Raw genomic sequence first — 13,838 nt, forward strand, 5'->3', positions numbered from 1 at the left:
AAAATATTTTTTGAGAAGGGCCATGATGAAAATCATGGCCCTTTTTCTTTTTCCAGAGAAAGATTTAGGAGGTATACAGAGTGCCAAAGTTTACAGAAAGCAAGACAGACCGTGCCTACGAGAGTTTTATGCAACAGATTCCCGGTTTCCAGCGGGACCCACCGGAGGCAGAAACCATCCAACGGGACCTGGAGAAAAAGCAGCGTCAGAAGGGGGAACCCCATGACAGAAAATCAAAATAACCGCATACCGGGCTGCAGAGTCATGAGCAAAGAGGGGTTTTGGAACCTCATCGCGGAGGTCAACGCTGCCTGCGGCCAAGACCAAGACAAGTATATGGATATGCTCAAGGCCCGGCTCAAGGAGCAGGGCCCCGAATATGCCCAGGACTTCCACGACGCCGTCCACGCATACGCGGACTTGGCCTACAAGTACGGCCTTTGGAGCGCTGTGAGGCTCATGGGCCACGCCACGGATGATGGGTTTACGGACTTCCGCGCTTGGCTGATTTCCCAGGGCAAAGAGGCGTACTTCGCCGCGCTGAAGGAGCCGGATACCCTGGCGGATCTGGACCCTGGCGATGGATACTGGTTTGAGAGCTTTGCTTATGCCGGGTATTACGCGCTAAAAGAGTTGACCGGCGAGGACGCCTTTGACAATATGAGTGAGACCACCGGGGAGATGATTGAAGAAGCTCTGAAAGCAGATATCGAGTATGGCGAGGGGATTAATTATCCCTACGAAGCCTACGACCTGCCGAACTACTTCCCCCGCTTGTTTCAGAAATCCGTCATCAACTCTCCAGAGCCGAGGCAATTCAACATAAGCAACTGGAACAGCAATTTGCCGAAGCTCCGGGAAGCAAAAGACTGTGACCTTTAGCGAGAAACCGGAAATCAAGACCACAGCCACAGTAAACGGTGAAAAGAAAGCCGAGCCGGTAGGTGAAGTCACCATAACCGATACAGTCAGCTACACCGGTCTGACCCCTGGCAAGACCTATAAGCTGTCCGGCGTCCTCATGGACAAGGGCACAGGCGGCAAGCTGCTGGTGGATGGGAAAGAGGTCACTGCCGAGAAGGAGTTCACCCCTGAGAGCGCCAGCGGTACAGAGGAGATCACCTTTACTTTTGACGCCTCTGCACTGGCTGGCAAAGCCGTGGTCGTGTTTGAAACGCTATACCATGAGGGCAAGGAAGTGGCCGTTCACGCTGACATCAACGACGAGGGCCAGACCGTAGAGTTCACCACCCCGGACAAGCCGGAAATCAAAACCGAGGCTACGGTTAACGGCGAAAAGGAAGTGGACCCCCTGGAGGAAGTCACCATCATCGATACAGTCAGCTACTCCGGCCTGGTTCCCGGCAAGCCCTATAAAATCAGCGGGATTCTCATGGACAAATCTACCGGGGAAAAACTGCTGGTAGATGGCAAGGAAGTTACCGCTGAAGTTGAGTTCACCCCCGAAAACGCCACCGGCTCTGTAGAGATTCCCTTCACCTTTAACGCCTCCACACTGGCCGGGAAGTCCATTGTGGTCTTTGAAACCCTGTATCAGGAGGACGTGGAGGTGTTCGTCCACGCGGATATAAACGACAAAAGCCAGACCATCACCATCCGCGGCCTGGGCGGGCTGGTGATCAAGAAAACCGCCGAGGACAACTTCGTTGAGGGGATTTCCTTCCTCATCACCGGCAAGGACTACTCCAAAAAGTTCAAGACCGACAAAAATGGTGAGATTCGTGTGGAGGGCCTGGCCCCCGGCGAGTATACCGTCACGGAGATCTCCGACAAGGTAACTGCCCGGTACAAGATCCAGGAAGGAAAGAACGTCACTGTCACCACCGGCGACCTTGCTGAAGTGAAGTTCCATAACAAGCTGCTCCGGGGCCAGATCGTGGGACGCAAGACCGATACCGGGGGAAATCCTCTGGAGGGCGTTCTCTTCGGCCTGTTCCCCAAGGACGCCAAGGAATTCACCAAGGAGAAGGCTGTGGCTACCGCAAAAACCGATAAAGCAGGGAAGTTCCAGTTTGACAAGGTGCCCTACGGCGACTGGCAGATCGTGGAGCTGGAGCCGCTGCCCGGCTATGTGCCCCTGGATGATTCCATTAAGGTCACGGTTGACAGTAGCACGGTCACCCTGGAGGATATTGAGAACGCCAAGACTCAAATCGTCATTTCCAAGGTGGATTCCGTCACCGGCAAGGAGCTGACAGGGGCCAAGCTGGAGATCCGGGACAAGGACGGCAAGGTCATCGAAAGCTGGACCACAGATGGTAAGCCCCATACCATTGAGAAACTGCCTGCCGGGGAGTATGTTCTGCACGAAGCCAGCGCCCCCAACGGCTACCTGCTGGCCGAGGACGTGAAGTTCACGGTCAAGGACTCGGACGAGGCCATCACCGTTGTCATGAAGGACAGGCCCAAGGACCATCCCGGAACCCCCAACACCGGCGATACCGGCTGGCGGCTGGCCCTGGCTGTGTTCGGCGTGAGCCTGGGAGGTGTGGTACTCTCTCTGGTTATCAGCAGAAAGAAGAAAAAGGGACAGGACTGATTATAATTTGAGGCCCTTATATCTCCAAGGAGGAAAATCTATGCAGAAAAGAATGAAAAGGCTGCTGTGCCTTTTGGCTGTTGTTGTACTCACCATGTGCTGTTTCGCCCTGCCTGCCGCCGCGACCGGCGACGTGGCCGGGGCCGTTCAGTCCACCTGGACCTCGGCACAGGCCCAGATCAAGGCCATTGTGAACAACGTGGTATTCCCGGTCATTGACGTGGTGCTAGTCATCCTGTTTTTCGTCAAGGTGTCCACAAGTTACTTTGAATATCGCAAACATGGCCAGTTTGAGTTCGCCGCGCCTGCCATCCTGTTTGCCTGTCTGGTGTTCACCCTGACCGCCCCCCTCTATATCTGGGGCGTTGTAGGGATATAACGCCATGAGCGGGCATATCGAGGGAAGGGCCAGAGGGCCTCCTGACCGATAGCAGGAAACACAAACTCCATTATTCTATTTTTAATAAATGAAAAGAGAGGTTAAAATCAACATGAATTTCTACGAAAAAGAACTGCGCGCCATGTTCGAGCGCGACCATACCATCAAGGACAAGCAGTTTGCCGGGCGGGTGCTGCTGGGCCGTTTGGGGGACAAGCTGCTGGTCAAGGTCCAGTTTATACCCTCCCTGTCCGCGGACCATTACAATGCCCTCCAGGTCATCCTCTTGAACCGGGGCAAGGGCTTTGTGGACAAGGAGAACTTCCTGTTTCGGGACCTGATCGGCCCCCAGCGCCGGGAGGATCTGGGCGAAGTGGAGCCACATGTGTGGGAATACGGAAACAAGCCTGCCTGGTTTATCCCCATCACCGAGGCCCAGCGCCAGAAGATTGCAGACACCGTCCTGGGTTACATTCGGCTGTTCCAGAGCGAGAATGGCTGATCTATGAACATACAGAAAAAAGGGGGCAATCAAAATGTTAGACTGGCTGGGAGGTCTCATCGGCAGCTTTGGCGGGGCCTTGGGCAATGTGTTCTCCACCTTTGGGGAGGGCATTGTGGACTCCATCTGGGACGGACTGGTGGAGTGGATGCTCAAGTCCTTCTACGGTACCATTTCCGATGTGTTCACGCAGATCGGCGGCATGGGGGCGGAGATATTCGATTTGAGCTGGATCGTGGCCTCGGTCCGGCTGTTCGCCTGCCTGGGCTGGACCCTGTTCGCGGTGGGCATGATCGTGGCGGCGTTTGACCTGGCGATTGAGTACCAGAATGGCCGGGCCAATGTGAAGTCCACGGCACTTAATGTCCTCAAGGGCTTTTTCGCCGCGAATCTGGTGACGCTGGCGCCGGTGGAGCTGTACAAGTTCTGCATCAACCTGCAAAATGTTTTTCTCAAGGATTTGGCCGGGAGCTTTGTGGGGACGGTGGATTTCAACCTGGGGGACGTGGCCCTCAAGGTGCTGACCGGCGTGTTCGGGGGACCCACAGGGCTGGTACTCAACGGATTGTTTCCGCTGTGTATGCTGATCGGGCTGTCCTACTGCGTGTTAAAGGTGTTCTTCTCGAACATAAAAAGAGGGGGCATTCTCCTGATTCAAATGGCGGTTGGCACCCTCTATCTCTTCTCTGTCCCGCGGGGCTACACGGACGGATTCAACCAGTGGTGCAAGCAGATCATCGCCCTGTGCCTGACCGCCTTTCTGCAGACCACGCTCCTTTTCCTGGGCCTGCTGACGTTCCACGACAATATGCTTTTGGGGCTGGGGGTTATGCTGGCGGCTGGAGAGGTGCCGAGGATCGCCCAGCAGTTCGGGCTGGACAGCTCGGTCAAGGTCAACATGATGAGCGTGGTTCACGCCACATCGACTGCTGTAAATATGACCCGGAACATTGCCAGGGCGATCGGGTAAAAAGCAGTGGATTTTTACCCGGAAGTCTGGTATAATGAAAAAGAAAAGGGGTGAGCTCTATGACGGAAAAAAATCGCCGGGAGCTGGAGAAATTATGCCAGGTCATCCGCCAGACTGTGCCTACACGGCAGGTATACCTGTTCGGGTCTTTCGCCTACGGCAGCCCCCATGGGGATAGTGATTATGACCTGTATGTGGTAATACCGGACAGCGGTCCAAGGCCGCTTACAGCCATGCAGGACCTATCGGCGGTTTTGCATAGACACTGCAATAAATCCCTGGATATTATGGTAGGCAAGGAGAGCCGGTTTGCGTGCCTGTCTGACGAGCCGACCCTGGAACGTACCGTCAAGCAGAAAGGGGTGTTGCTGTACAGTGAGACGATCCAGCCGCAGCCAAGCATGGCTTGATAAAGCCTGGCAGGATATCTATTCGGCGGAATGCCTGAGTAAGCACCACCCGGCTCCCTATGAAGTGATCTGTTTTCTCTGCCAGCAAGCTGTGGAGAAATCCTTGAAATGTGTTCTGAGTCTTTATGGAGAAGAACCGCCCAGGACTCATGATTGCGCGATCCTGTGCGCTCTCTGCGGGGAATATGACAGGGAGTTCAAGACCTGGGAAGATAAGTGCTCCCGGTTTGCACCATTCAGCGTAGTGGTACGATATCCAAATGAATTGGAAGTCAACGAAACCGACGCCCAGTGGGCTTTGAAGACCGGACAGGACATATATGAGTTTGCTGTCGCAAGGATAGATATGTCCCTGAAAGAGGAGCCAGAACAAAATGTTGAACAAAAGATGAATTGATACAGTTATTGAAAAAAGGTGCTGGAAACAGCGCCTTTTTCTCATGCGGAAAGGAAGAAAAACATGACCCAATACATCTACCCGCAAAACCTCAAGGCCACGGCCAACCTATGGCTGTGGAGCCTGCGGGATTTCGCCACAGCCTGTGTGGGGCTGTTGCTTTCTGTACTGGCGCTGACGCAACTGGGGCTGATTTCGCCCTTTGCCCTGACCGTGGCCTATGCGTTTTTATCCATCCGGCTGGAAGAGATCACGGTGCTGGACTATGTGCGCTACGCCGGAAACTTCCTGTTATTCAGTCAACAGGAATACACATGGAGGTGCGGCGGATGAGGCAGAAAAAGAAAAAAGGCAACTCCACCCGCGCTCTGCTGGGCCTGGAGGGGTTCACAAACTATGGCATACAGACCGCTGGCGGGGAGCTGGCGGTTTTTCTTGTGCAGCCCACCAATATCTCGGTGCTGTCCCATGCCAATGTGGAGATTAAAATCCGGCGTCTGCTCATGGTGTTCTCCGCCCATCCGGGCCTGGAGATCTCCTGCCTGGACTCCTGCCAGCGCTTTGACGATAACAAGCGGTTCATCAAGCAGCGTCTCCGGGAGGAAGAAAATCCGGCAGTGCGGCAGGTCCTGGAACAGGAGGGCGGCTACCTGGAATCCAAGCAGATCGAGATGTCCACAGCCCGGCAGTTCCTGTTTGTGCTGCGGTTCACCAAGGGGGAAAAGCCGGAGCAGGTGTTCCAGGCCATCAACCTGACGGAGAAGACCATCTCGGAGCAGGGCTTTGAAGTGCGCCGCATGGACCGGGAGGACCTCAAGCGGGTGCTGGGGCTGTACTTCGGCACCAGCATGACCGGCGAGGCGGTGGAGGACGTGGACGGCATCAAAAACTTTAACTTGGATAGGAGGCCGGATAGTTGAAGAAAGGTATCAAAGCATTGATAGGATTTGTGCTGGCGATTGCCCTGGCGGGGTCGGGATTCTGGCTGGTGCATCGGTTCATTGAGTCCAAGGAGCAGCAGGCAAACTTCCGGGAGCTGGCGGAATCTATGCTTTTGGAGAAACCGAAAGCTCCTGTGAAAAAAGATCCTGATTTTAATATCCTTGGCTCAATCTTGGATGACCCCATGTCCTCACGTAAGGGGGACACCTCCGAGCCGAGCGGCCCGGAGGTACTTCACGATATAGCGGCGCTCAAGGAGAAAAACGCTGAATGTGCCGGCTGGATTCGAGTGCCAGGGACGGACATCGACTACCCGTTTATGTGGACGCCGGAGGACCCGGAGCGCTATCTCCGGCGGGACTTCTACGGAAATTACTCCGATTATGGGGTACCCTTTTTAGACCACCGCTGTGATTTAGACAGTGACAACCTGATTTTGTACGGCCACAATATGTTCGATGGGACCATGTTCACGGATTTGCTCTGGTTTCGGGAACAGGCGTACAGGGAGGATCACAGTCAAATCATTCTGGAAACGCCGGAAGGTGCGCGGGAGTACCGGGTGATTGCCGTGTGCCAGGCCAACTCGGTGGAATCAAAGTTATACCGGCACATCAATTTTACCGATGCGGCTGGCAAGGGAGCGAACATCTTCTGCACCACCGATTACGGTGAAAGCGAGGGCGTCTACATTGACGTCTACCTCAAGTGGTACGAGGACGGCAAGCCCATCACAAAAACCTTTATTACCGGCAAGACCCTGGGCGAGAACGGGAACGACCTGGACAGGATGTTCTTGATTTCGTCCGCTATTACCAAAGCATTCCACGGCGAAAACGCGGCCCATTCCAGGCATGACCGTATTAACGGCCAGGAGGACAAAGGCGGCTCCATCCTGCATTTGAGCATGCGGGAGCAGGACACAGTAATCAGCGCTCTGGTGGAGCAGAGAGAACGCCAGGAGAGCTCGCTCTGCCAGACCGAGCAGCTCCTGCGGCGCATGACCGGGGGGATTACCGGCTATATGAGCCTGATAGGCCAACGGCCCCTGCATATGTCCGAAACGGACCGGGCGCTCATCGCGATCCGGGACGGCGACTTGGGAGAGTTCAAGGAACTGCTCCCCAGGATTACAGAACAGGAAAATCTTGACGGACTGCTCTTGGAGGCAGCCCGCCGTCCAGGAGCGGTGGGCAGGAAGATGGCCATGCTCCTGTTGGAAGGTCATCAATACACCGAGAGCGTGTACAAGCAGGTCTATCCATTTGGGGTAATCCTACCACAGCCTGCGCCGCTGGTAACGGCGGGGTGGGGAGCCTGTGGGACAATGTGGGAAAACTGCAAGCCTAATGTGGTCGTACTGCTAGGATAAGCGTGCCACCCCAACAAGAACCGCAAATGGATAGTGGGGAATTATTGGCACAGTCGAGAACTGCAAAACTGGATATTTTCCACTGATAAGGAGCAGCTATTGAATATCGCCTACTTCCCCATTATTCGCCATACCAAGGTACGGATGGACGCAAATCCCTATTTTGACACCCAGTACTTCATCGACCGCAAGTTTCAGCGCGGGATGAAGTATCTCTCCGGACAGTTCAAAAAGGTCTGGAAAGAACAAAATGACCGGCAGAACAGCGGAACAGATCAAAGCCGCCGAGGTGCTGTACATACTGGCGCTGTCGGAACAGGCAAAGGAGCCAGGGTTTGTGGCAAAGCTGGCAGGGTGCTTTGCGGACAGTCAAACGGACCAGCAGCTCATTGCCGAGGTCAACGCTGTGTTCGGTACTGACCTTGACCCGGAGGACTTCTCTGCAATCATGAACTACGCCAATCACCAACTGGTGGAGGTTGCCAAAGCCCAGCTTGGCAATGTGGGCGGCGAGCCATACTGGAGCTGGTACGGTTTCCAGGGCCGGGTGGAGTGGTGCGCCTGTTTTGTCAGTTGGTGCGCCAACGAGTGCGGCTATATCGACAAGGGCATTATACCTAAATTTGCAGGCTGCGATACTGGCGTAGCCTGGTTCAAGAATAAGAACCAATGGCTGGATGGCAGCACGACCCCTGACTCCGGCTACATCATTTTCTTTGACTGGCCGGACGAAAACGGCGTACAGGATGGCAGCTCTGACCATGTTGGCATTGTGGAAAAAGTGGAGGGCGGCAGGGTCTACACCATTGAGGGCAATTCCGGCGACGCCTGTGAGCGGAACAGCTACCCCATCGGCAATTACCAGATTTTGGGGTATGGGACGCCGAATTTATTCTAAAAACATATAATGTAAAGGAGAAAATCACTATGGAAAACACAAGAACAATGGCCATTCAGATGCCCGAGGAAACCTATCAGCGGCTGAAAGCCTATCTCAAGCGGCATCAGGTTAAGCAGAAGGACTTTGTCACCCGGCTGGTGGAGAGGGCGATAGAACACGATGACATTGCCGCGCCGGAGGGCGGCAATGAGTAGGCGAAAACAGTTGCTTTTTAGATCGGATTCGGGTATAATGATAACAGAGAGAAGGTGAACGCCATGAACAAAGCTGCGGCGGAGCTTTCGCTGGCCAATGATTTCATCTTCGGCGAAGTGATGCGCCAGCCTGAGAACGTCAAGCCGCTGCTGGAGGCGGTTTTGGAGAAGAAAATTGCGGAGATCACCTATATCGAAAAACAGCAGGATATTAAGGACGGGTTTGAACTGCATGGCGTCCGGCTGGATATTTCCCTGGAGGACAGCGAAAGGACGCAGTACGCCGTGGAGATGCAGACCGGCAGCGCCTATGACCTGGAGCGCCGGATCAGGTATTACCAGAGTTCCCTGGACCGGCGAACCCTGGAGGTATCTGAGCGCTACCGGGACCTGAAGTCCAGCTATGTGATTTTCGTCTGCACGGACGATTATTATGGTCGGGGACTGGCGCTTTATAAGCGTAAATCTGTAATTGATGGTGCGGAGGACATCGTATATGATGACGGCTCCCATGCGTATATTTTGAACGCGCAGTTCACAAAGCCAAACCTTAGTGAGTCGGCTTTGGAGTTTCTGCGGTACATCAACGCGAAGAAAAATAAGCTGTCCTTTGACGTTTCCGGCAACGAATATCTGACCCGGATCGACCGGGCGGTGGAGGATATCAAATCCGACGACAGGAAGGTGGAGAGGTTTATGACGCTGGCGGCGAAACTGGAGGATGTACGGTTTATTGCCCTGAGAGAGGGTGAGGAAAAGGGTCGTGCTGAAGGTAGGGCCGAGGGTGAGCATAGTGCCATGGCTGGCCTGATTAAGCGGCTGCTGGAGCGGCATAAGACTCTGGAGGAAATTGCCGATATTTGTGGCATGGATTTGGACGAAGTCAAAAAAATAGCGGAAGAAGGCTGAGTTGGCTTTCTGCGCGGGATGAAGTTAGGTGGAGTGAGTGCCATGGATTATACAACGTTTTGTACAAGGGAGGAAGGCAGTCCTGTAGATTATCAAATGCTATGTGAAAAGCGCTGGCAGCTCCAGAAAACTCTGCCCGGCATTCCTGACCAGGTCATATCCAAGTTTGACAAAGCATTTGAGATCGAATATGCCCACAATTCCACCGCCATTGAGGGAAACACTCTAACGCTTGTCCAAACAAAAGCGATTCTGGAGGATGGGCTGTCAGTGGGCGGCAAAACCCTCCGGGAGATATATGAAGTTGCAAACCACGCCAGGGCGTTCAGCTATGTGAAAGACTGCATAGCAAAGGGAAGGCCGCTGGACGAGCAGATCATCAAAGACATTCATGCGCGGATTATGGAGAACATCCAGATCGGTGGGATATACCGAAATGTTGGGGTGCGTATCACAGGAGCCAATCATAAGCCGCCTCCTCCCAGCGAGATGTACTGGCAGATCAAAGAATTCTGCTCTGTGCTGCACAATCCCCGAGACCTAAATGCTATTGAAATGGCGGCATGGACACATGCCGAGTTTGTGCGCATCCACCCCTTCACCGACGGCAACGGCAGAACATCGCGGATGATCATGAATTATCAGTTGATGCAGGCGGGTTTCCTGCCAGTTTCGATTGTAAAAGAAAAGCGCCTTGAATATTTTGAGGCATTGGATGTTTATGTCGTGAACCAGGAGCTGCGGCCTTTTGCGGAGATGGTAGCCGAGTTGGAAAGCCAGAGGTTGGACGAATATTTGAATATCGCCTGTGAGCAGGGTTTTGGGGATACTGAGAAAAAGTTGGAATTGGATTTTTGCCAGTGAGGGCTCGAAACGCATTACAAACAGAGTAAGAAATTATGGCATCTTTTAAGGCAGAGTTATAATGACGGCTTTTGAAAAGCCCGGAAAACCGCATAAATACTAGGGTTTTTGGCCCTCCAAGGGTCGATGGCATCTTTTAAGCACGGTAGGGCCAAGACCTTGGCCCATAGCCAAGTCTACAATCCCTAGAAACTGTGCGGTTTCTGGGGATTTTCCTTTTGACCCGCCCCTGTTGGCCCTGTCCGGCCAAACAGCCAAGGCAATCATATTTTGGAGGATGGACATCATGAAAACAATGAAAGCAATAAAAGCAATGAAAAAAAACCTGGCAATCCTTTTGGCGGTGCTGCTCACGCTGGCCTTTGCGGCCTGCGGCGGCAAACCGGCCGCCGGCTCCCAGGGGGAAGGGGAAACCGCCATAGGCAGCGCCCTGGAGCTGCTCACCACCGTGTGGGCCGGCTATGGGGAAGAGGAGCGCTTTGCCGCCGCCGGCGGCGATATGTCCGAGGAAAACATGACCATGGACGGCCCCGGCAAGTTCAGCCTCAGCGATGCCGCCGCCCTGGATACCACCCTGGGTTTCCCCGCGGCCGCTGTGGACAAAATTGACGACGCGGCCTCCCTTGTGCACATGATGAACGCCAATACCTTTACCTGCGGCGTGTACCATGTGAAAGACGCCGCCGCCCTGCCGGAGCTTGCCACCGCCCTGCAAGAGAACATCCTGCAACGGCAGTGGATGTGCGGTTTCCCGGACCGGCTGGTGATCATGGAGGCCGGCGGCTATGTGGTGGCCTTCTTTGGCGAGGAGGGGATCACCGCCACCTTCCAGGAAAAAGTGGCGGCCGCGTACCCCGCTGCGGAAACCCTCTGCAATGAGCCCGTGGTGTAACCGGCGGTAGGGTAAAGGCTAAGCCATGTTATTCTCCAGTATAAGTTTCCTGTTTTACTTTCTGCCTGTTGTGGTGGCCCTGTACTTTGCCTCGCCAAAGCGCCTGAAGAACACCGTGCTGCTGGTGGCCAGCCTTTTTTTCTATGGCTGGGGCGAGCCCAAATACCTGGCCTTCATGCTCCTCTCCATCACCCAGGGGTATCTCTTCGGGCGGCTGATCGAAAAATACCGGGATAAAGGCCCTTCCAAAGCCCTCCTGACGGTTTCCGTCCTTTTCAGCCTGCTGCTACTGGGGTACTGTAAGTATGCGGATTTCTTCATCGCCAATGTCAACCGGGTAACCGGGCTGTCCCTCCCGCTGCTGAAGATTGCCCTGCCGGTGGGCATCAGCTTTTACACCTTCCAGGTGCTCAGCTACACGGTGGACGTCTACCGGGGCGTGGTGCCCGCACAGCGGAACTACGTGGACCTGGCGGCCTATATCGCCATGTTCCCCCAACTGGTGGCAGGGCCCATTGTCCGGTACGCGGACATAGCCGGCCAGTTGCATAACCGGGCCCACAGCCTGGGCGGGGCCGCCAAGGGGGTGCGCCGTTTCGTCATCGGCCTATCCAAAAAAGTACTGGTGGCCAACCAACTGGGGGCGCTGGTGGCCGCCTTTAAAGGGTCCGCGGAGCCCTCCGTCCTGTTCTGCTGGCTGTACGCCGCCGCCTATATGCTGCATATTTATTTCGATTTCTCCGGCTACAGCGATATGGCCATTGGCCTTGGCTATGTGTTTGGTTTCCGTTTCCCGGAAAACTTTGACTACCCCTATATCTCCCGCAGTATCACGGAGTTCTGGCGGAGATGGCACATCTCCCTGGGGGCCTGGTTCCGGGACTACCTCTACATCCCCCTGGGGGGCAACCGGGTGGGCAAGCCCCGCTGGCTGTTCAATATAGGGGTGGTGTGGGCGGCAACCGGGCTTTGGCACGGCGCGGCGTGGAATTTCGCCCTTTGGGGCCTGCTGTTTGCGGCCCTGCTGATGCTGGAAAAGCTGTGGCTGGCCGGGTGGCTGCACAGGCACAGGGCGGTAAGCCACCTGTACGTGCTGTTTCTGGTCATGCTCAGCTTTGTGATCTTCGACGCGGAAAATGTGGCAGCGGCCTTCTCCCATATCTCCGCTATGTTCGGGGGCCGGGCCCTGCCGGCCCTTACGGTAGAGAGCCTCTACTACCTGCAAAGCTACCTGGTTATTCTGGTACTGGCGCTCCTCGGCGCTACCCCCCTGCCCAAAAAGCTGGCGGCCCTGGCACAGAAAGGCAGGTATACCTGCCTGGCCTGCCAAATCGCGGAGCCGGTGGCCTGTCTGGCGCTGCTAACGGTGTGCACCGCCTATCTCATAGACGGTTCCTTCAATCCCTTCTTATACTTTAGATTTTAGGAGGACGGTATGCCGCAAAAACGGAAGGATATGGCCCTTGTGGCCCTCACCTGTATCTTTTTGTATGGCTTTCTGCTGTGGGCGCTCCTCAAGCCTGTAGACGCCCAGTCGGCCAGCGAGCGCCGGCCCCTGGCCACCCCGCCGGCTGCCGGCTGGGACGCGGTAGTTTCTGGGAAATTTATGGCAGATTTTGAGGAATACGCGCTGGACCAGTTCCCCCTGCGGGATACGCTGCGCACGGTCAAGGCCCTCACCGCCCTGTACGCCTTCAGGCAGAAGGACAACAACGGGGTCTACCTGCAAGACGGCCATATCTCCAAGCTGGATTACCCCCTGGACCTGCCCTCTGTGGACTACGCGGCGTCGCGGTTCCGGTATATCTACCAGCAGTACCTGGCCGGCAAAGGGATGGCGGTCTACCTGTCCGTCATCCCGGACAAGAACGGGTATATGGCGCCGGGGCATGGCGCCCCGGCCCTGGACCATGGGGACCTGGTGGACGCCCTGGCGTCCCGGCTGGATTTTGCCCGGTATATCGATCTCTCCCCCTTTCTGGAGTTGTCCGATTATTACCGCACAGACAGCCATTGGCGGCAGGAAAAGATAACCGATGCCGCCGGGTACCTTGCCGGCCAGATGGGGGCCACCCTGCCGGGCAGCTACACCCGCCATTTGGCAGAGGCCCCCTTTTATGGGGTGTACTATGGGCAGGCGGCCCTGCCCCTGCCGGGGGAGGAGCTCTATTACCTGCGCTACGCCGCCCTGGAGGACTGCCGGGTGTACGACTACGAAACGCAGGCCTATATCCCCCTTTACGACCCGGCGCAGGCCGCAGGCCGCGACCCCTACGCCTTCTTCCTGGCAGGGCCCAAATCGCTGCTGAAGATCGAAAACCCCCACGCCCCCACCGGCAAGGAGCTGATCCTCTTCCGGGACTCCTTCGGCAGCAGCATAGCCCCCCTGCTGGCAGAGGGCTACGCCTCCATCACCCTGGTGGATATCCGCTATATATCCCCCGCCATGCTGGGCCGCTTTATCTCCTTTACCAACCAGGACGTGCTGTTCCTCTACAGCGCCTCTGTCCTCAATAACAGCGAAACCATCAAGTAACCCCCAAGAG

Annotated in this window: 18 protein-coding genes; all 18 read left to right on the top strand. The window is 55.4% G+C overall.

From position 1 onward, the window contains the following. Positions 1-80 precede the first annotated feature (80 nt). The 18 genes from U8U01_RS00985 (at position 81) to U8U01_RS01070 (ending at position 13,828) form a co-directional block, all read left to right on the top strand. Positions 81-242: a hypothetical protein gene (locus U8U01_RS00985; RefSeq protein ID WP_322169038.1), complete on the top strand. Its 162-nt coding sequence runs from the start codon at positions 81-83 to the stop codon at positions 240-242. Then, the gene (locus tag U8U01_RS00990) at positions 223-882 is read left to right on the top strand and encodes a DUF4240 domain-containing protein (protein WP_322169041.1); all 660 of its coding nucleotides are present in this window, start codon (positions 223-225) and stop codon (positions 880-882) included. The genes U8U01_RS00985 and U8U01_RS00990 overlap by 20 nt, the downstream gene beginning before the upstream one ends. Then, positions 872-2,560: a VaFE repeat-containing surface-anchored protein gene (locus tag U8U01_RS00995; protein WP_322169043.1), complete on the top strand. Its 1,689-nt coding sequence runs from the start codon at positions 872-874 to the stop codon at positions 2,558-2,560. The genes U8U01_RS00990 and U8U01_RS00995 overlap by 11 nt, the downstream gene beginning before the upstream one ends. A 40-nt stretch (positions 2,561-2,600) precedes the next feature. Next, positions 2,601-2,939, top strand: coding sequence for a DUF3852 domain-containing protein (locus U8U01_RS01000; protein ID WP_322169046.1), 339 nt, complete (start codon positions 2,601-2,603; stop codon positions 2,937-2,939). 88 nt (positions 2,940-3,027) lie between these two features. Beyond that, complete coding sequence (locus tag U8U01_RS01005) at positions 3,028-3,441, top strand: hypothetical protein (RefSeq protein WP_322169049.1); 414 nt, start codon at positions 3,028-3,030, stop codon at positions 3,439-3,441. A 34-nt stretch (positions 3,442-3,475) separates the two neighbouring features. Beyond that, complete coding sequence (locus U8U01_RS01010; RefSeq protein WP_322169052.1) at positions 3,476-4,411, top strand: conjugal transfer protein TrbL family protein; 936 nt, start codon at positions 3,476-3,478, stop codon at positions 4,409-4,411. A 59-nt stretch (positions 4,412-4,470) separates the two neighbouring features. Then, a complete protein-coding gene (locus U8U01_RS01015; protein ID WP_322169054.1) occupies positions 4,471-4,821 on the top strand; it encodes a nucleotidyltransferase domain-containing protein in 351 nt (116 codons plus the stop codon). After that, positions 4,787-5,218 carry a HEPN domain-containing protein gene (locus U8U01_RS01020; protein ID WP_322169057.1) on the top strand — a complete coding sequence of 144 codons (432 nt, stop codon included), beginning with the start codon at positions 4,787-4,789 and terminating at the stop codon, positions 5,216-5,218. The genes U8U01_RS01015 and U8U01_RS01020 overlap by 35 nt, the downstream gene beginning before the upstream one ends. Before the next feature lie 63 nt (positions 5,219-5,281). Then, positions 5,282-5,551, top strand: a complete 270-nt coding sequence (locus tag U8U01_RS01025; RefSeq protein WP_322169059.1) for a hypothetical protein — start codon at positions 5,282-5,284, stop codon at positions 5,549-5,551. Then, entirely contained in the window at positions 5,548-6,138 is a 591-nt protein-coding gene (locus U8U01_RS01030) for a hypothetical protein (protein WP_322169062.1), read from the top strand. Before U8U01_RS01025 ends, U8U01_RS01030 begins: the two co-directional genes overlap by 4 nt. After that, a complete protein-coding gene (locus tag U8U01_RS01035) occupies positions 6,135-7,532 on the top strand; it encodes a class B sortase (RefSeq protein WP_322169065.1) in 1,398 nt (465 codons plus the stop codon). Before U8U01_RS01030 ends, U8U01_RS01035 begins: the two co-directional genes overlap by 4 nt. A 250-nt stretch (positions 7,533-7,782) precedes the next feature. Beyond that, entirely contained in the window at positions 7,783-8,430 is a 648-nt protein-coding gene (locus U8U01_RS01040; protein ID WP_437124374.1) for a CHAP domain-containing protein, read from the top strand. A 29-nt stretch (positions 8,431-8,459) separates the two neighbouring features. Continuing rightward, complete coding sequence (locus U8U01_RS01045) at positions 8,460-8,627, top strand: hypothetical protein (protein WP_322169068.1); 168 nt, start codon at positions 8,460-8,462, stop codon at positions 8,625-8,627. A gap of 63 nt (positions 8,628-8,690) precedes the next feature. Beyond that, a complete protein-coding gene (locus U8U01_RS01050) occupies positions 8,691-9,536 on the top strand; it encodes an Rpn family recombination-promoting nuclease/putative transposase (RefSeq protein ID WP_322169071.1) in 846 nt (281 codons plus the stop codon). Between the two features lie 42 nt (positions 9,537-9,578). Further along, entirely contained in the window at positions 9,579-10,400 is an 822-nt protein-coding gene (locus tag U8U01_RS01055) for a Fic family protein (protein ID WP_322169075.1), read from the top strand. Between the two features lie 313 nt (positions 10,401-10,713). Next, on the top strand, positions 10,714-11,292 hold the full coding sequence (locus U8U01_RS01060) for a bacteriocin transport accessory protein (RefSeq protein ID WP_322169077.1): 579 nt from the start codon (positions 10,714-10,716) through the stop codon (positions 11,290-11,292). 25 nt (positions 11,293-11,317) lie between these two features. Further along, positions 11,318-12,718: an MBOAT family O-acyltransferase gene (locus tag U8U01_RS01065; protein WP_322169079.1), complete on the top strand. Its 1,401-nt coding sequence runs from the start codon at positions 11,318-11,320 to the stop codon at positions 12,716-12,718. Between the two features lie 9 nt (positions 12,719-12,727). Beyond that, positions 12,728-13,828 carry an alginate O-acetyltransferase AlgX-related protein gene (locus U8U01_RS01070; protein WP_322169083.1) on the top strand — a complete coding sequence of 367 codons (1,101 nt, stop codon included), beginning with the start codon at positions 12,728-12,730 and terminating at the stop codon, positions 13,826-13,828. Positions 13,829-13,838: the final 10 nt, after the last annotated feature.

Origin of the sequence: Acutalibacter caecimuris, from assembly GCF_034335085.1 — a bacterium.
Classification (GTDB): Bacteria; Bacillota; Clostridia; order Oscillospirales; family Acutalibacteraceae; genus Acutalibacter; species Acutalibacter caecimuris.

Coding starts and splice junctions, on each gene's coding strand:
- U8U01_RS01055 (WP_322169075.1), top strand. CDS start 9,579: ATGGATTATACAACGTTTTGTACAAGGGAGGAAGGCAGTCCTGTAGAT.
- U8U01_RS01050 (WP_322169071.1), top strand. CDS start 8,691: ATGAACAAAGCTGCGGCGGAGCTTTCGCTGGCCAATGATTTCATCTTC.
- U8U01_RS01040 (WP_437124374.1), top strand. CDS start 7,783: ATGACCGGCAGAACAGCGGAACAGATCAAAGCCGCCGAGGTGCTGTAC.
- U8U01_RS01065 (WP_322169079.1), top strand. CDS start 11,318: ATGTTATTCTCCAGTATAAGTTTCCTGTTTTACTTTCTGCCTGTTGTG.
- U8U01_RS01070 (WP_322169083.1), top strand. CDS start 12,728: ATGCCGCAAAAACGGAAGGATATGGCCCTTGTGGCCCTCACCTGTATC.
- U8U01_RS01045 (WP_322169068.1), top strand. CDS start 8,460: ATGGAAAACACAAGAACAATGGCCATTCAGATGCCCGAGGAAACCTAT.
- U8U01_RS00990 (WP_322169041.1), top strand. CDS start 223: ATGACAGAAAATCAAAATAACCGCATACCGGGCTGCAGAGTCATGAGC.
- U8U01_RS01000 (WP_322169046.1), top strand. CDS start 2,601: ATGCAGAAAAGAATGAAAAGGCTGCTGTGCCTTTTGGCTGTTGTTGTA.
- U8U01_RS01005 (WP_322169049.1), top strand. CDS start 3,028: ATGAAAAGAGAGGTTAAAATCAACATGAATTTCTACGAAAAAGAACTG.
- U8U01_RS01060 (WP_322169077.1), top strand. CDS start 10,714: ATGAAAAAAAACCTGGCAATCCTTTTGGCGGTGCTGCTCACGCTGGCC.
- U8U01_RS01030 (WP_322169062.1), top strand. CDS start 5,548: ATGAGGCAGAAAAAGAAAAAAGGCAACTCCACCCGCGCTCTGCTGGGC.
- U8U01_RS01010 (WP_322169052.1), top strand. CDS start 3,476: ATGTTAGACTGGCTGGGAGGTCTCATCGGCAGCTTTGGCGGGGCCTTG.
- U8U01_RS01025 (WP_322169059.1), top strand. CDS start 5,282: ATGACCCAATACATCTACCCGCAAAACCTCAAGGCCACGGCCAACCTA.
- U8U01_RS01015 (WP_322169054.1), top strand. CDS start 4,471: ATGACGGAAAAAAATCGCCGGGAGCTGGAGAAATTATGCCAGGTCATC.